The 14,797-nt window shown below is 65.1% G+C and carries 10 protein-coding genes and 1 pseudogene; 6 read left to right on the top strand and 5 right to left on the bottom strand.

Annotated elements, in window-relative coordinates:
• The first annotated feature begins 66 nt into the window (after window positions 1-66).
• The 5 genes and pseudogenes from BMX61_RS15580 to BMX61_RS15560 form a co-directional block, all read left to right on the top strand.
• Complete coding sequence (locus BMX61_RS15580) at window positions 67-1,629, top strand: Do family serine endopeptidase (RefSeq protein ID WP_075626170.1); 1,563 nt, start codon at window positions 67-69, stop codon at window positions 1,627-1,629.
• Between the two features lie 104 nt (window positions 1,630-1,733).
• The gene (locus BMX61_RS15575; RefSeq protein ID WP_092742823.1) at window positions 1,734-2,435 is read left to right on the top strand and encodes a response regulator transcription factor; all 702 of its coding nucleotides are present in this window, start codon (window positions 1,734-1,736) and stop codon (window positions 2,433-2,435) included.
• Complete coding sequence (locus tag BMX61_RS15570; protein WP_075626172.1) at window positions 2,432-3,823, top strand: sensor histidine kinase; 1,392 nt, start codon at window positions 2,432-2,434, stop codon at window positions 3,821-3,823. The genes BMX61_RS15575 and BMX61_RS15570 overlap by 4 nt, the downstream gene beginning before the upstream one ends.
• A gap of 339 nt (window positions 3,824-4,162) precedes the next feature.
• Window positions 4,163-7,165, top strand: a complete 3,003-nt coding sequence (locus BMX61_RS15565; protein ID WP_075626173.1) for a bifunctional [glutamine synthetase] adenylyltransferase/[glutamine synthetase]-adenylyl-L-tyrosine phosphorylase — start codon at window positions 4,163-4,165, stop codon at window positions 7,163-7,165.
• A gap of 240 nt (window positions 7,166-7,405) precedes the next feature.
• Window positions 7,406-7,654, top strand: a pseudogene (locus BMX61_RS15560) (LamB/YcsF family protein); the annotation flags it as partial.
• Between the two features lie 290 nt (window positions 7,655-7,944).
• Here the strand turns inward: BMX61_RS15560 and BMX61_RS15555 are convergent.
• Window positions 7,945-8,334, bottom strand: coding sequence for a DUF1801 domain-containing protein (locus tag BMX61_RS15555; protein WP_075626174.1), 390 nt, complete (start codon window positions 8,332-8,334; stop codon window positions 7,945-7,947).
• A 185-nt stretch (window positions 8,335-8,519) separates the two neighbouring features.
• On the opposite strand from BMX61_RS15555, the gene BMX61_RS25345 reads away from it, so the two are divergent.
• Window positions 8,520-8,735 carry a LamB/YcsF family protein gene (locus tag BMX61_RS25345; protein ID WP_083639275.1) on the top strand — a complete coding sequence of 72 codons (216 nt, stop codon included), beginning with the start codon at window positions 8,520-8,522 and terminating at the stop codon, window positions 8,733-8,735.
• A 43-nt stretch (window positions 8,736-8,778) separates the two neighbouring features.
• On the opposite strand, the gene BMX61_RS15545 is transcribed toward BMX61_RS25345, so the two are convergent.
• Genes BMX61_RS15545 through kdpB form a run of 4 tightly spaced genes read right to left on the bottom strand, consistent with a single transcriptional unit; the run spans window position 8,779 to window position 14,791 of the window.
• Complete coding sequence (locus BMX61_RS15545) at window positions 8,779-9,471, bottom strand: response regulator (protein WP_075626175.1); 693 nt, start codon at window positions 9,469-9,471, stop codon at window positions 8,779-8,781.
• Window positions 9,468-12,161, bottom strand: coding sequence for a sensor histidine kinase (locus BMX61_RS15540; RefSeq protein WP_075626176.1), 2,694 nt, complete (start codon window positions 12,159-12,161; stop codon window positions 9,468-9,470). Before BMX61_RS15540 ends, BMX61_RS15545 begins: the two co-directional genes overlap by 4 nt.
• Before the next feature lie 3 nt (window positions 12,162-12,164).
• Window positions 12,165-12,734: a potassium-transporting ATPase subunit KdpC gene (gene kdpC / locus BMX61_RS15535; protein WP_075626177.1), complete on the bottom strand. Its 570-nt coding sequence runs from the start codon at window positions 12,732-12,734 to the stop codon at window positions 12,165-12,167.
• A 2-nt stretch (window positions 12,735-12,736) separates the two neighbouring features.
• The gene (kdpB, locus tag BMX61_RS15530) at window positions 12,737-14,791 is read right to left on the bottom strand and encodes a potassium-transporting ATPase subunit KdpB (protein WP_075626178.1); all 2,055 of its coding nucleotides are present in this window, start codon (window positions 14,789-14,791) and stop codon (window positions 12,737-12,739) included.
• Window positions 14,792-14,797: the final 6 nt, after the last annotated feature.

Below are 14,797 nucleotides of genomic sequence, written 5' to 3'. Positions count from 1 at the left end.
CCTATCTCTTGATCAACGGCCGATGCGATGCGCTGCGGCCGAACCATGAAGAGAAAGGCATAGATGATGAACAAGACCTCCTTTTATCGTCCGTCACTGGCGACAGTGCTCAAGGCCTCGACGATGGCGGGCCTTGCGGCGGTCATGGTCACGACGGGCGTTCCCGCCAACATCGCGCGTTCCTTCGCTGCTCCGGTGGCTGTTCAGGCGCCGGCGGTTCCAAGCTTCGCCAATGTCGTCGATGCCGTCTCCCCGGCCGTTGTGTCTGTCCGCGTCCAGTCGCAGGTCTCGCCGGCCGCCGCCGATGGCAATGGCTTCAACTTCGATTTCGGCGGCCAGGGCTTCGACGACCTGCCGGACGATCATCCGCTGAAGCGTTTCTTCCGTGAGTTTGGCGGCCCGAACGGCGAGCGCCCGAGCCCCCGCGGCGAGCAGCGTCACGGCGATCGCGGCTCCAAGCATCTGCGCCCGACCGCGCAGGGTTCCGGCTTCTTCATCAGCGAAGACGGCTATATCGTTACCAACAACCATGTCGTCAATGACGGCGCCGCCTTCACCGTCGTCATGACCGACGGCACGGAGCTGGACGCCAAGCTGGTGGGCAAGGACAGCCGCACCGATCTGGCGCTCTTGAAGGTGACCGATCCCAAGCGCAAGTTCACCTATGTCAGCTTCGCTGACGACAGCAAGGTGCGGGTGGGCGACTGGGTCGTGGCCGTCGGTAACCCCTTCGGTCTTGGCGGCACGGTGACGGCCGGTATTGTTTCGGCACGTGGCCGCGACATCGGCTCCGGTCCCTATGATGACTTCATTCAGGTGGATGCGGCCGTCAACCGCGGCAATTCTGGCGGCCCGACCTTCAACCTTCAGGGCGAAGTCGTCGGCATCAACACGGCGATCTTCTCCCCGTCTGGTGGCAGCGTCGGCATCGCCTTTGCCATTCCCGCGTCCACGGCCAAGAGCGTCATTGCCGATCTGATGAAGGACGGCAGCGTTCAGCGTGGCTGGCTCGGCGTACAGATCCAGCCGGTGACCAAGGATATTGCCGAGTCGCTCGGTCTGTCGGAAGCCAGCGGCGCGCTAGTGATCGAGCCGCAGGCAGGGTCGCCGGGCGAAAAGGCTGGCATCCGCAAGGGTGACGTGGTGACCGCCGTCAACGGTGAGCCGGTCAAGGGACCACGCGAATTGGCCCGCAAGATCGGTGGCATGCAGCCGGGCACCACGGCCGACGTCACGCTGTGGCGTGATGGAAAGAGCGTGGATGTGAAGCTCAATGTCGGCACGCTGCCGGCGGAGAACAAGGAAGCCTCGGCAACGCCGTCCGATCGCAACGAGGAGCGCAAGCCGACGAGTGAAAAGGCCCTTGCCGATCTCGGCATCACCGTCACGCCTTCCGACGATGGCGCTGGGGTCACCATCTCCTCGGTCGATCCCGACTCGGATGCCGGCGACAAGGGCCTGAAGGAAGGCGAGAAGATCGTCTCGGTCAACAACCGCGAGATCAAGTCCGCCGATGACGTGCTGAAGGCCCTTGAGGCCGCACGCAAGGACGGCCGCACCAAGGCTCTGTTCCAGATCCAGGCCGAAGGCGGCAGCCGCTTCATCGCGCTGCCGATCAATCAGGGCTGATCACGGCGTCTGCCTTCTATCGTCAACGCCGCGAAGCGCCTGCGCTTCGCGGCGCTGTCATGAAAGACCCGGCTACCGATTGTCAGGGCAGAGGAGAGAGGATTATGGTCGCGCACATGAAAATCCTGATCGTTGAAGACGACCTCGAAGCGGCCGCCTATCTGACCAAAGCCTTTCGTGAAGCCGGAATCGTCTGCGACCATGCGAGCGATGGCGAGAGCGGCCTCTTCATGGCGCGGGAAAACAGCTATGACGTGCTGGTGGTCGATCGCATGCTGCCGAGACGCGACGGGCTCTCGCTGATTTCAGAACTCAGGGCCGGCGGCATCCACACGCCGGTGCTGATCCTCTCCGCGCTGGGCCAGGTGGATGACCGGGTCACGGGCCTGCGGGCAGGCGGGGACGATTATCTTCCCAAGCCCTACGCCTTCAACGAGCTTCTCGCTCGCGTCGAAGTGCTCGGCCGCCGCAAGGGCAGGCCCGAACAGGACATGGTCTACCGGGTTGGCGATCTGGAGCTTGATCGCCTCTCCCACACCGTGCGGCGGCAGGGGCGGGAAATTCCGCTGCAGCCGCGCGAATTTCGGCTGCTCGAATATCTCATGAAGAATGCCGGACAGGTCGTCACCCGCACGATGCTGCTCGAAAATGTCTGGGACTATCATTTCGATCCGCAGACCAACGTGATCGACGTGCATGTCTCGCGCCTGCGCGGCAAGATCGAGAAGGATTTCGACACGCCGCTTCTGCGCACGGTGCGCGGCGCCGGCTACATGATCAAGGATGAGGGACGGGCGGAGGCATGAGCCGCCTGCGGGTTCTCTGGCGCACGACGGCGGTTCGCCTGTCGGCGCTTTATCTCCTGCTGTTCACGCTCTGCGCCCTGCTTCTGGTCATCTATGTCACGGCCATGTCGCAGCGGCTTCTCGCCAACCAGACCCGGGAGGCGGTGGCTGCCGAGGTCGATCAGATCGAAGCGATCTATGACCGGACCGGCGTGGCCGGCGTGCTGCGCACGCTGGAGCGGCGTGCGCGCCAGCCAGGCGCCAATCTCTATGTGATCGCCAGCCCGACCGGCGAAATCCTTGCCGGCAATGTCGCCTGGCTGGAGCCGGGCCTGCTCGATGCCGAGGGCTGGACCAGCCGGCCTTTTCTCTACCAGCGCTATTCGGAAGAAAGCGGCGATAAGCATCTGGCGCTGGCCGAGGTCGTCGAGCTGCCGAACGGGCTGCATGTCCTGGTCGGTCGCGATTTGCAAGAACCGCAGAAATTTGGCGGTCTTGTCCGCCATGCGTTGATGGTCGCGCTCGGCATCATGGGCGTCGGCGCTCTGGTCATCTGGTTCGTGATCGGCCGCAATGCGCTGAGCCGCATCGACCGCATGTCGCATGCGACGACGCGCATCATGGCGGGCGATCTCTCCCAGCGCCTGCCCGTCAATGGGTCCGGCGACGAATTCGACCGTCTGTCGGAATCGCTGAACGCCATGCTGGAGCGCATCGAAAAGCTGAATGAGGGCCTGCGCCAGGTGTCCGACAACATCGCTCATGATCTGAAGACCCCGCTGACACGCCTGCGCAACCGCGCCGAAGCCGCCTTGGCGCAAGGGGCGAGCGAGAGCGACTATCGCGCCTCGCTCGAAGATACGATCACCGAGTCCGACCAGCTCATCCGGACGTTCAACGCGCTGTTGATGATTTCGCGGGTGGAGGCCGGCTCGGCCGTGGCGGAGATGAGCCCCGTCGATCTTTCGCAAAGCGTGGAGGATTGCGTCGAGCTCTACGAGCCCTTGGCCGAGGAGCAATCCCTGACGCTGCGCGGCGAAGCCGCTCCTGCTGTCGTTATCCAGGGAAACCGCGAGCTGATCGGCCAGGCACTGGGCAATCTCATCGACAATGCCATCAAATATGCCGCCGGCGCCGCCGACCCCGAGATCAGAGTGACGATGGCCGCGCGGGCGGACGCCATCGTCATTTCAGTCTCGGATCATGGCCCCGGCATTCCTGCCGACAAGCGCGAGGCCGTGCTTCAGCGTTTCGTCAGGCTCGATGAAAGCCGCTCCAAGCCCGGCACCGGGCTTGGTCTCTCGCTGGTCGTGGCGGTGATGGAGCTTCATGGCGGAACGCTCGAGCTGAGCGAGACGACGCCGGATGGCGGATTGACGGTTTCAATGATCTTCCCGCAGAACAGCTAAGGCCCGCAGGCAAATCCAGATTGATTCCGCGCGCATTCAGACACAGCCGGGCAATTTGCAGCACCGATGACAAAGCCCTGACCGTTCCCACTTGTCGCTCTGCCTCTTGTCGCCGCGGCTGTCGGGCGGCGATTGCCGGCGCTGACAGTCCTGTTGGGTGCGGACACCACAACGTGCCAGCGCTTGCGATATTCCCGCCCGCCTCAGCCTTTTCGCCATCCCCGCTTTTGGAGTAGCCTGCTCTCCGTAAACGCGCCGGCTGCCGACGCCGCCATGAAAGGCGGCGGGCGTGCTGCGACAAGAGCGCGTCGCCATTGGGATGGCCAGGGAGGATGGGAGATGGAACGCCAGCAAGGCCTGTGGCTTGCGGATCTCAAGCGCGTGCCCGTTCAGCCGCCAAGTCGAAAGGCAGCGGCATCCGTTATTTCGGACATGAAGACGCTGGGCGCGGATCATCCCTCTGTTCCCGCGCTGACGGCGGGCGACAGCACCGTGCGGGAGGGGCTCGTTGCCGTCTTCTCGCTCTCGCCCTTTCTGCGCGAAACGGCGCTGGCCCATCCAAGCCTTGTTGCCGACCTTCTGGCGCGGCCGATCGATGGCATCATCGATGAGGCCTGCCTGGACGCGCGGGAAAGCTGGCGCCCGGACGAAGGCGGTGCGCCGCGTTCCGATGGCGAGGTCATGGCGGCGCTGCGTCGCGCCAAGCGCAAGGTCGCCTTTGCGCTTGCCATCGCGGATCTCCTGGGGCTTGTCACCGGCGCCGAGACCACGCGTTATCTTTCCGCCTTTGCCGATGCCGCAGTATCCGCGACGGTGGATCACCTGCTGCTATCGGCCGATGCTGCCGGCAAGATCCGCCTGGAGGATCGATCCGAACCCTCACGCCAATCCGGCCTCATCGTGCTCGGCATGGGCAAGCATGGCGCATGCGAGCTCAATTATTCCTCCGATATCGACCTCGTGATCTTCTACGATCCCGAGGTGGCGGCGCTTGCCGCCCGGCCGGATCTGGCGGAGGATATTGCCAGGCTCTTGCGCCGGCTGATCCGCATCCTGCAGGAGCGCACGGGCGACGGCTACGTCTTTCGAACCGATCTTCGGCTGAGGCCGGACCCTGGCGCCACGCCGCTGGCTGTCTCGGTCGATGCAGCGATGACCTATTATGAGGGCAGAGGGCAGAACTGGGAGCGCGCGGCCTTTATCAAGGCACGGCCTGTCGCCGGCGATCTGGCAGCGGGAGAGGCGTTTCTAAAGGCACTGACACCCTTCGTTTTTCGCAAATATCTCGATTTCGCCGCCATCGCGGATATCCATTCGATCAAGCGCCAGATCCACGACCACAAGGGCCATGGCGAGATCGCGGTCAAGGGCCACAATATCAAGCTTGGCCGGGGCGGCATTCGCGAGATCGAGTTCTTCGCCCAGACCCAGCAGCTGATTGCCGGCGGACGCATGCCGGAGCTGCGCGCACGCTCGACCGAGGGCGCGCTGGCGGCGCTGGCAGAAGCTCGCTGGATCGATGAGCAGACGGCGGCCGCACTGACGGAGGCCTATTGGTTTCTCCGCAATGTCGAGCACCGCATCCAGATGGTGCACGACGAGCAGGCCCATACCCTGCCCAAGGCGGAAGCCGAGCTGCGGCGGATCGCCCTGATGATGGGCTTTGCCGGCACGGATGCATTCTCCGATGCGCTTTCTGCGCGGCTCCGCACAGTCGAGCGTCATTACGGCGCCTTGTTCGAGCGCGAAAGGTCACTGTCCGACGGGGAGGGGAACCTCGTCTTCACCGGTCAGAACGACGATCCCGAAACGCTCGCAACCCTGTCGCGTCTCGGCTTTGCCCGCCCCTCCGATATCTGCCGGATGATCCGCACATGGCATGCCGGCCGCTACGCCGCCACGCAATCGGCCGAGGCGCGCGAGCGGCTGACCGAGCTGACGCCACGTCTGCTCCAGGCCTTCGGTGAGAGCCGGATGGCCGACGAGGCGATGATGCGTTTCGATGCTTTTCTCGGTCGCCTTCCTGCCGGGATTCAGCTCTTCTCGCTGATTGCCAGCAATCCGGCCCTGCTGGCGCTGATCGTCACGATCATGTCGGCGGCGCCAAGGCTGGCCGATATCGTTGCCGCACGGCCGCATGTCTTCGACGGTATGCTCGATCCCCGGCTTTTGACCGAATTGCCTGACCGCTCCGACCTGAAAGCGCGGCTTGCGCTTTTCCTTAGCGGCGCGCGCGATGTCGAGGACCGGCTGGATCGTCTGCGGATCTTCGCCGCAGAGCAGCGCTTCCTGATCGGCGTGCGCCTTCTGACCGGCGTGGCCGATGCCGAGACGGTCGGCTTTGCCTTCACAGACCTTGCCGATCTCTGTGTCGCCGCCGCGCTCGATGTGGCGCAGGACGCTATGGCCGCCGCACATGGACATATTGCCGGCGCGTCTGTTGCGGTTCTCGGCCTTGGCAAGCTCGGCAGCCGGGAGATGACGGCTGGCTCGGATATCGACCTCATCCTGCTCTACGATCATCCCGATGATCCGCCGGATTCGGACGGCGCGCGCCCGCTCGATGCGCCGCGTTATTTTGCGCGGCTGGCGCAGCGCCTGATTGCCTCGCTGTCTGCGCCAACGAGCGAGGGCGTGCTCTATCCCGTCGATATGCGGCTTCGCCCCTCGGGCAATAAGGGGCCCCTGGCGACTCGCCTGTCCGCCTTCGAGAAATATCAGCGCGAGGATGCCTGGACTTGGGAGCATATGGCGCTGACACGTGCACGAGGCGTGGCCGGCGATGGCGCATTGCTTGAAAAGGCGGCGAGCACTATCGCGAGGGTGCTGGATACGCCGCGCGAACCCGACCGGCTGACCCGTGATATCGCCGAGATGCGCGGGCTGATCGCGCAGGAAAAAAGACCTTACGGGCTCTGGGATGTCAAACTGATCGAGGGAGGCGTTGTCGATGTGGAGTTCATCGCCCAGGATCTGATGTTATCGGCCGCCGCCAATCCGGCCCTTCGCCCACCGGCGGGAACCCCGACCATCGCCGTGCTGCGTCAACTCGGGCCGGCCCTGCTCGGGCCGGAAGCCACGGGGCGGCTGGTGGAAGCCTCTACCCTTTATGCAACGATCGCCCAGGTGCTGCGGCTATGCCTGGAGGGGCCCTTCGACAGGAAGACCGCGCCTCTCGGCCTGATCGAACGCCTCTGCCGGGCATCCGGCGCGCCCGATCTTTCGGTGCTGGAGGCGGAGCTTCGCGAGCGTGCGCATGAGGTGCGGGCGATCTTCATCCGCCATATCGGCAGGCCGGTGGAGAGCAAGGCCACGACCGAGTTGGGCAAGCCGAAGCTCTGAGGCGACGTGCTCTGCTGGGCTGATGGGCTGATGGGCATCTCTATGCTGGGGTCGAGGGTTGATGCAAGAGGATCCTCAGCGGTTTGGCTCAACGCCCAGTCGCCTGCACCGGCTTGCTTGCCTCGGCCAACGTGACGATCATTTAAGGACGCGCGGCTCCGGTGACCCGCTGCGACGATTCGTGTAGGCGCGTCGGCCATGCTGCGAAGTTTGCCGGCTCACATGAGGGAAGAGAACGAAATGGCAGCGATCGACCTCAATAGCGACCTCGGAGAAAGCTACGGTGCCTGGACCATGGGCGACGATGCCGCAATGCTCGCCATCGTCTCCAGCGCCAACATCGCCTGCGGCTTCCACGCCGGCGATCCCCAAGGCATCCACCGGACGGTCAAGGCGGCGGCCAGCGATGGCTGCGCGATCGGCGCCCATGTCTCCTATCCTAATCGCGTCGGCTTCGGCCGGCGCGATCTGGATGCCACCTATGACGAGCGTCTGCCGTGGACTTATTCAGGAAGAACAAACAGCTAAAGTCTGCTGTCGGCCCTTTGCGGACGTACGCAGTCGCAAAAAACGGCCGCGAAACTCTGAGTTTTGCGACCGAGTTCTGCGACAGAAATTAAGTTTTGATTTCAGCGGCGGCGAATCTGTCGTGAAAGTTAGGATTTTCGCGATCCAGCTGCGCGAGGTTGAGTGGGCTGTGATAAGGGGCTTCGAGATATCCGTGATTCAAAGCAGTTGCTCATGGCAGGCCGAGCGAGCCCGCTTGTTCGTGGTTCTGATCAGTTAGGTAGCAGGAGCGCCTGTCGCCGCTCTTCTCGCGCCGCTACCAGTAAATCCCGAACTGCCGGGTCGTTCAGTTGATCCACTCGGGTTAGCGACATGTGCCGCATCGCCTTCCCATTGCCTCGAAGCTTTCCGGCTGGATCAGCTAGAGTAGCGCCCCGGTAAAAGGCGAGGTTCACGTGATCCTTGTAGGGAAGCGTGCAGGCATAGGCCTCGCTCATCTTCTTTGGTCCCCAGCCCCAACTCACGGCCCGATCACCTGGCCGCGAGACCTCTACGCGATCAGGGTGCAGTTCTGAGGCCAGCGCCCGCAAGGCACGAAGCAACGCTTCGTGGTGTGGTTCCAGAGCGATCACCTGTTCAAAGGTTCCGACCGGATCGGCCATTCGATCTCCTTTCAAGCGCAGGCTATACAAGCGGAGTACGAAAAGACTGGGCCGATCCGCTTCCGACAGCTTCACAAGCTCGGCCTCGACATTGACGCGAAACTCCCGATTGAAACGACACTTGTTTTCCTGACTTTTGCGACGTCGCAGAATAGTTGGTTTTGCGGCACTCGCAATGACCGCTTTTGACGCATTTTTGCCATCAAAGGCGTCGCGGCAATTTTTCGAGAGGCCAATTGAGCTTGGTCATTGTGCGGGTAAAACACCGCTTACATGTCATCGATCAGATCGGCGCCATCAGAGGGCTTGCCGAAGCGACGGGAACGCGGATGCGCTACGCCAAGCCGCATGGCGCGCTTCACAACCGCATCGCCACCGACGCACGTCAGGTTGCGCGATGATGACACTTTCGTTGTCACCCTCCGACCGCCGCGGCCGCGGTGGTCACGGCATCTCGGTGACGAAACGGTAGCCGATGCCGGGCTCGGTGCGGATGATGGCGGGCTTGGCCGGATCGCGCTCGATCTTCTGGCGCAACTGGCCGATGAAGACGCGCAGGTAATGCAGGTCGTCGCCATGGGCGCGGCCCCAGACGGCCGTCAGCAGCGTCTGGTGGGTCACCACCCTGTCAGCATGGCGCGCCAGCAGTGCCAGCAGGTCATATTCCTTCGGCGTCAGGCGCACGGCCGCGCCATCGCGGGTGACGAGCCGCTTCAGCGTGTCGATTTCCAGTCCGTCGATCGAGACATGATCCGTCTTCATCTCCGCGCGCATGCGGTGGCGCAGCGCCGTGCGGATGCGCGCGGTCAGCTCGCCGATGCTGAAGGGCTTTTCGATATAGTCGTCGGCGCCGAGATCGAGCGCGGCGATCTTTTCGCTCTCGCGGTCGCGCGCCGAGAGGATGATGATCGGCACCTGGCTCCAGCCCCGCAGCTCCGCCACCACATCCTTCCCGTCCATGTCGGGAAGGCCGAGGTCGAGAATGATGGCGTCGGGCGCGGCTGTGGCGGCGGCCTTCAGCGCCTCTGCCCCGTTGCGTGCCTCGATCACTTCATATCCGGCCGCCACCAGCGCCGGGCGCAGGAAGCGCTGGATCTGCGGTTCGTCGTCGACGACGAGGATGCGGTCGGCGCTCATGCTGGCAAGCCCGGCGGCTTGTCCTGTGCCGTCAGCGGGAAGCGCAGGGTCATGCGCGTGCCGCGCCGTTTGTGCGCCGGGCTCTCGGCCGTGATCCTGCCACCCATGGCTTCGACAAAGCCGCGCGCGATCGACAGGCCGAGGCCGGTGCCGGGCGCGCGCCCATCCGGCTTGCCACGGCGGAAGAACTTGTCGAAAATCGTCTCCAGATCCTTCTGCGGAATGCCGCGTCCGCCATCGGTCACCGAGATCATCAGGCTGTCTCCCTCCTTGCGCACGTAGATTTTCACCGGTTCGCCCGGCGCATATTTGCCGGCATTGTCGAGCAGATTGAAGAGGACCTGGCCGAGAAGCACGCTATCGGCCCGGATCAGCGGCAGATCCTGCGCGATCGAGGTTTCCACCGTCAGCTCCGGAAAATACCGGGCGCTGCGCTCCGCTGCCGCGCGCACCACATCGCCGATGTCGATCCAGTCATGCCGGGCTTCCAATGTGCCCGCCTCGATGCGCGTCATATCGAGGAGATTGGCGACGAAGCGGCTGAGACGTGCGCTCTCTTCCTCGATGGTCAGCAGAAGATCGTCGCGGCTTTCCGGCCGCATGCGCTCGCCCAATTGCCGCAGGCTGGTGACAGCGCCGGTGATGGTGGAAAGCGGCGTGCGCAGATCATGCGAAATCGACGAGAGCAGCGCGGCGCGCAGATTGTCGCCCTGAAGCTTGGCTGCCTGGGCGATGCTTTCATCCGCCAGCCGCGCCCGGTCGAGCGCGACCGCTGCCTGGTCGAGCACGGCGTCGAGCATCCGCTCAGACAGGCTGTCCGGCGCCAGGCCCTCCCAGCGCAGACCGCAAACGCCGACCACGCCATGCGGGCTTTCCATTGGCCGGAAGCGATAGGCGCTTGCGGGCAGCGTGCCCGTGCCATGGCCGCTGGCTTCGCGATGCTCGAAGGCCCAGCGCGCAGCCGCCCGGTCGGTCACGTCAGGCTCGGCATCCGGCGGCCAGGTCAGCGCCAAGGCCAGTTCGCCATCGCGCGGGACGAAGAGCGCGACCGGCCGACCGAGCGTTTCATGCAGCTGCGAGGCCGCTGCCCAGAGCACGTCGTCAGCCTTGACGGTTCCAGCCAGCTTGCCGGCAAAATCATAAAGGGACTGCACGGTGCGGGCGCGAAGCCGGGCCGCCTCCGCCTGCTCGCGCACCCGCGAGGCCAGGCCGCCGACCAGCAGTGCGGCGCCGAGAAAGATGCAGAAGGCGAAGACCTCGTGCGGCGAAGCGATCGTGAAAGTGTAAAGCGGCGGGATGAAGAAGAAATTATAGGCGAGGCCAGACAGCACAGCGGTGGCGAAGGCCGCGAGATAGCCGGCGCGGATGGCCGAGACGACCACGGCCATCAAAAACAGAAGCGACACATTCGGCAGCCTGATCATCTGCTCGATGCCGACCGCCAGCAAGGTGGCCGCGCCGGCGCTGACCACTGCCGTTAGCCCTGAGAGCAGCGCATCGCGCCGCCGGGGCTGCGCGCGTCGGCGCGATCGCGGCACTTGGTCCGTTTCGCTGCCCGTGACGAGATGCAGGCTCAAGCCCTCCGCCTGCGAGGCCAGCGCCTGCGCCAGCGAGGGGCGCCGAAACGGCCAGCGGCCGGGCGGCTGCGCCCCGAGAACGATCTGGGTCGCGTGTTCGCGCCGCGCGAGCCTCAGCAGTTCGGCGACGAAATCGGTCGCCACCAGCCGCCGCGTTTCCGCGCCCAGTCCCTCGGCCAGCTTGAACAGCGCATCCACGCGCGCGGGTGCGTCGGCATCGGCCGGCTCGCGGTCGGCGCGCTCCAGCGACACCACGATCCAGGGTGCGTTAAGCCCGGAGGCAAGCCGGCTGGCGGTGCGCACAACCTTGTCTGACAGCGCATCGTCGCCGACGCAGACGATCAGCCGCTCGGCCGATGCCCAGGCGCCTTCGATCGCATGGCGCTTGAGGTAATCGACCATGTCGTCATCGACATGATCGGCCGTTCGGCGCAGCGCCAGTTCGCGCAAGGCGGTGAGATTGCCCGCGCGAAAGAAGCGCTCGGCAGCGCGGTTGGCGCTATCGGGCAGATAGACCTTGCCGGCCTTCAGCCGTTCGATCAGCTCCACCGGCGGAATATCCACCAGCAGCACCTCGTCCGCCTCCTGCAGCACGATGTCGGGCACGCGTTCGCGCACACGCACGCCCGTGATGTCGGTCACCACATCCGAGAGGCTCTCCAGATGCTGGATGTTCATGGCCGTCCAGACCTCGATGCCGGCCTCGATCAGCTCCTCGATATCCTGAAAGCGTTTGGGATGGCGTGCGCCCTCGGGATTGCTGGAGGCCAGCTCGTCCACGACGATGACGCGGGGCTTGCGGGCCAGTGCGCCATCGAGATCGAATGCCGCGAGATCGTGCCCGCGATGGGCGAAGGTGGCACGCGGCAGCACCTCCAGCCCGTCGACGAGCGCCGCCGTCTCTTGGCGTCCATGGGTTTCGACGAGGCCGATGACGATATCGACGCCATCCTCCTTCAGCTTGCGGGCCCGCGAAAGCATGGCGTAGGTCTTGCCGACGCCGGGCGCGGCACCGAGGAAGATGGTCAGCCGTCCCCGCGCTTCGGCCCGTGTCTGGGCCAAGAGCCTGTCCGGGTCCGGCCGGCCTTCCCTGGTGTCGCGGCTTGCGGTCATCGATCAGGACTTCATGGCATCGAGGGCGAGATTGAGCCTTAGCACATTGACGCGCGGCTCACCGATAAATCCGAGCAATCGGCCCTCTTCCACGCGGCCGACGAGATCCGACAGTTGCGCCTCCGTCATCCCTCTCTCGCGCGCCACGCGGGCGATCTGGGCGCGGGCGAAAGCCGGCGAAATATGCGGATCCAGCCCGGAGCCGGAGGCGGTCGCCGCGTCCGCGGGAAGCGGCCCGGCAATGCCGGCCGTATGCAGACGTTCGATATCGCTTTTCACCCGTTCGGCAAGCTTGGCCGAGGTCGGCCCAAGATTGGCGCCGCTGGAGGCCGACGCATTGTAGGGGTCTGGCGCCGTGGCGGAGGGGCGCGGCCAGAAGTAGCGCGGCGAGGTCGTTGCCTGGCCGATCAACTGCGAGCCGACCACCGCGCCATCGCGCCGGATCAGGCTGCCCTGCGCCGCATTGGGCATGACGGCCTGGGCGAGGCTGGTGATGCCAAGAGGATAGGCAAGGCCGAGCAGGAGCGTGAAGAGCGCCGTCATGACGAAGGCGGGACGAAGATGCTGGATCATGATTACACCAGATGAAGAGCCGTGACCGCGAGGTCAACGAGCTTGATGCCGATGAAGGGCAGGAGAAGGCCGCCGAACCCGTAGAGGAACAGGTTTCGACGCAGGAGCGCGGCAGCCCCGACCGGGCGATAGGTCACGCCCTTCAGCGCCAGCGGAATGAGCGCGACGATGATCAGCGCATTGAAGATCACCGCCGAGAGGATCGCCGATTGCGGCGAGGCGAGGCCCATGATGTTCAGCGCGGCCAGGCTCGGATAGGTGGTGATGAACAGCGCCGGGATGATCGCGAAATATTTGGCGACGTCGTTGGCGATCGAGAAGGTGGTCAGCGCACCGCGCGTCATCAGGAGCTGCTTGCCGATCTCGACGATCTCGATCAGCTTGGTCGGGCTGGAGTCTAGGTCCACCATATTGGCGGCCTCCCGCGCGGCCTGGGTGCCGGTCTGCATGGCCACGCCGACATCGGCCTGGGCCAGCGCCGGGGCGTCATTGGTGCCGTCGCCGCACATGGCGATCAACCTGCCGCCTTCCTGCTCCTTGCGGATAAAGGCCAGCTTGTCTTCCGGCGTTGCCTGGGCGAGATAATCATCGACACCGGCTTCCGAGGCGATGGCCGCCGCCGTGACCGGATTGTCGCCTGTCACCATCACCGTGCGGATGCCCATGGCCCGCATCTGGGCGAAGCGCTCCTTGATGCCGGGCTTGACCACATCCTTGAGATGGATGACGCCGAGCAGGCGCTCGCCATCCGCCACGGCCAGCGGCGTGCCGCCGCTGCGGGCGATGCGGTCCACGGCTGCGGAAAATTCAGCCGGCGCCGCGATCGCCGTCACGCCGGCAAAGCGCAGGACCGCCTCAACCGCACCCTTGCGAATGCGCCGCTCGCCCATGTCGACGCCGGAGAGACGCGTTTCCGCCGTGAAGGCGATGACCGCATCCGGCTGCGCCGCCGGTGTAGGGACCCCATAATCGCCAGAGGCAAGCGCAACGATCGAGCGACCCTCGGGCGTCTGATCGGCCAGGCTCGAGAGGAGCGCCGCTTCGGCGAGCGAGGTGCCGCTCACGCCATTGACCGGCAGGAAATCGGTCGCCATGCGGTTGCCGAAGGTGATCGTTCCGGTCTTGTCGAGCAGCAGGGTATCGACGTCGCCGGCGGCTTCAACCGCGCGGCCCGAGGTTGCGATGACGTTGAAGCGCACCAGCCGGTCCATGCCGGCAATGCCGATGGCGGAGAGAAGGCCGCCGATGGTGGTGGGGATCAGCGTGACCAGGAGCGCGGCAAGAACGGTGACGCTCAGCAGCGTGCCGGAATAGCCGGCCAGGCCCCAGAGGGTGACGACCGCGATCAGGAAGATCAGGGTCAGGCCCGACAGCAGGATCGACAGGGCAATCTCGTTCGGCGTCTTCTGGCGCTTGGCGCCCTCGATCAGCGCGATCATCCGGTCGACGAAGCCGAGGCCGGGTGCTGCGGTGATGCGGATCACCAGCCGGTCGGAGAGCACCTGCGTGCCGCCGGTGACGGCCGAGCGGTCGCCGCCCGATTCCCGGATGACCGGCGCGGATTCGCCGGTCACGGCGCTTTCATTGACCGAGGCGATGCCTTCGATCACCTCGCCATCGCCGGGGATCAGCTCCCCGGCTTCGACGACGACCACATCGCCGAGCTTCAAGGCAGTGGCGGGCACGGTTTCGCTGCTGGCGCCATCGGTGGACAGCCGGCGGGCGGAGAGTTCCGAGCGGGTGCGGCGCAGGCTGTCGGCCTGGGCCTTGCCGCGCCCTTCCGCCACGGCTTCGGCAAAGGTGGCGAAGAGCACGGTGAACCAGAGCCACGCGGCGATCTGGCCGGAGAAGCCGGGCGCATTGCCGGCAAGAAGATCGCGCAGGAACAGGGCGGTGACCAGCGCGGCCACAACCTCGGTGACGAAGATCACGGGATTGCGCACCAGCTGGCGTGGATCGAGCTTGATGAAGGCCGACAAGGTTGCCGGCCCCAGAATGGCCGGATCCAGAAGGCCGGGCCGCCGCAGCGGCGCGGCCGGGGATTGCTCAATGGACATAAAGAC

Source organism: Xaviernesmea oryzae (assembly GCF_900109605.1).
GTDB lineage: Bacteria > Pseudomonadota > Alphaproteobacteria > Rhizobiales > Rhizobiaceae > Xaviernesmea > Xaviernesmea oryzae.
Note: the sequence above shows the minus strand (reverse complement) of the source record. Positions and strands in the feature narration are given on the sequence as shown.

Bases quoted from the DNA above. Each gene is read 5' to 3' on its own strand.
- kdpC (WP_075626177.1), bottom strand. From the start codon at position 12,734: ATGATCCAGCATCTTCGTCCCGCCTTCGTCATGACGGCGCTCTTCACG.
- BMX61_RS15545 (WP_075626175.1), bottom strand. From the start codon at position 9,471: ATGAGCGCCGACCGCATCCTCGTCGTCGACGACGAACCGCAGATCCAG.
- BMX61_RS15555 (WP_075626174.1), bottom strand. From the start codon at position 8,334: ATGGCCGATCCGGTCGGAACCTTTGAACAGGTGATCGCTCTGGAACCA.
- BMX61_RS15540 (WP_075626176.1), bottom strand. From the start codon at position 12,161: ATGACCGCAAGCCGCGACACCAGGGAAGGCCGGCCGGACCCGGACAGG.
- BMX61_RS15580 (WP_075626170.1), top strand. From the start codon at position 67: ATGAACAAGACCTCCTTTTATCGTCCGTCACTGGCGACAGTGCTCAAG.
- kdpB (WP_075626178.1), bottom strand. From the start codon at position 14,791: ATGTCCATTGAGCAATCCCCGGCCGCGCCGCTGCGGCGGCCCGGCCTT.
- BMX61_RS15565 (WP_075626173.1), top strand. From the start codon at position 4,163: ATGGAACGCCAGCAAGGCCTGTGGCTTGCGGATCTCAAGCGCGTGCCC.
- BMX61_RS15575 (WP_092742823.1), top strand. From the start codon at position 1,734: ATGGTCGCGCACATGAAAATCCTGATCGTTGAAGACGACCTCGAAGCG.
- BMX61_RS15570 (WP_075626172.1), top strand. From the start codon at position 2,432: ATGAGCCGCCTGCGGGTTCTCTGGCGCACGACGGCGGTTCGCCTGTCG.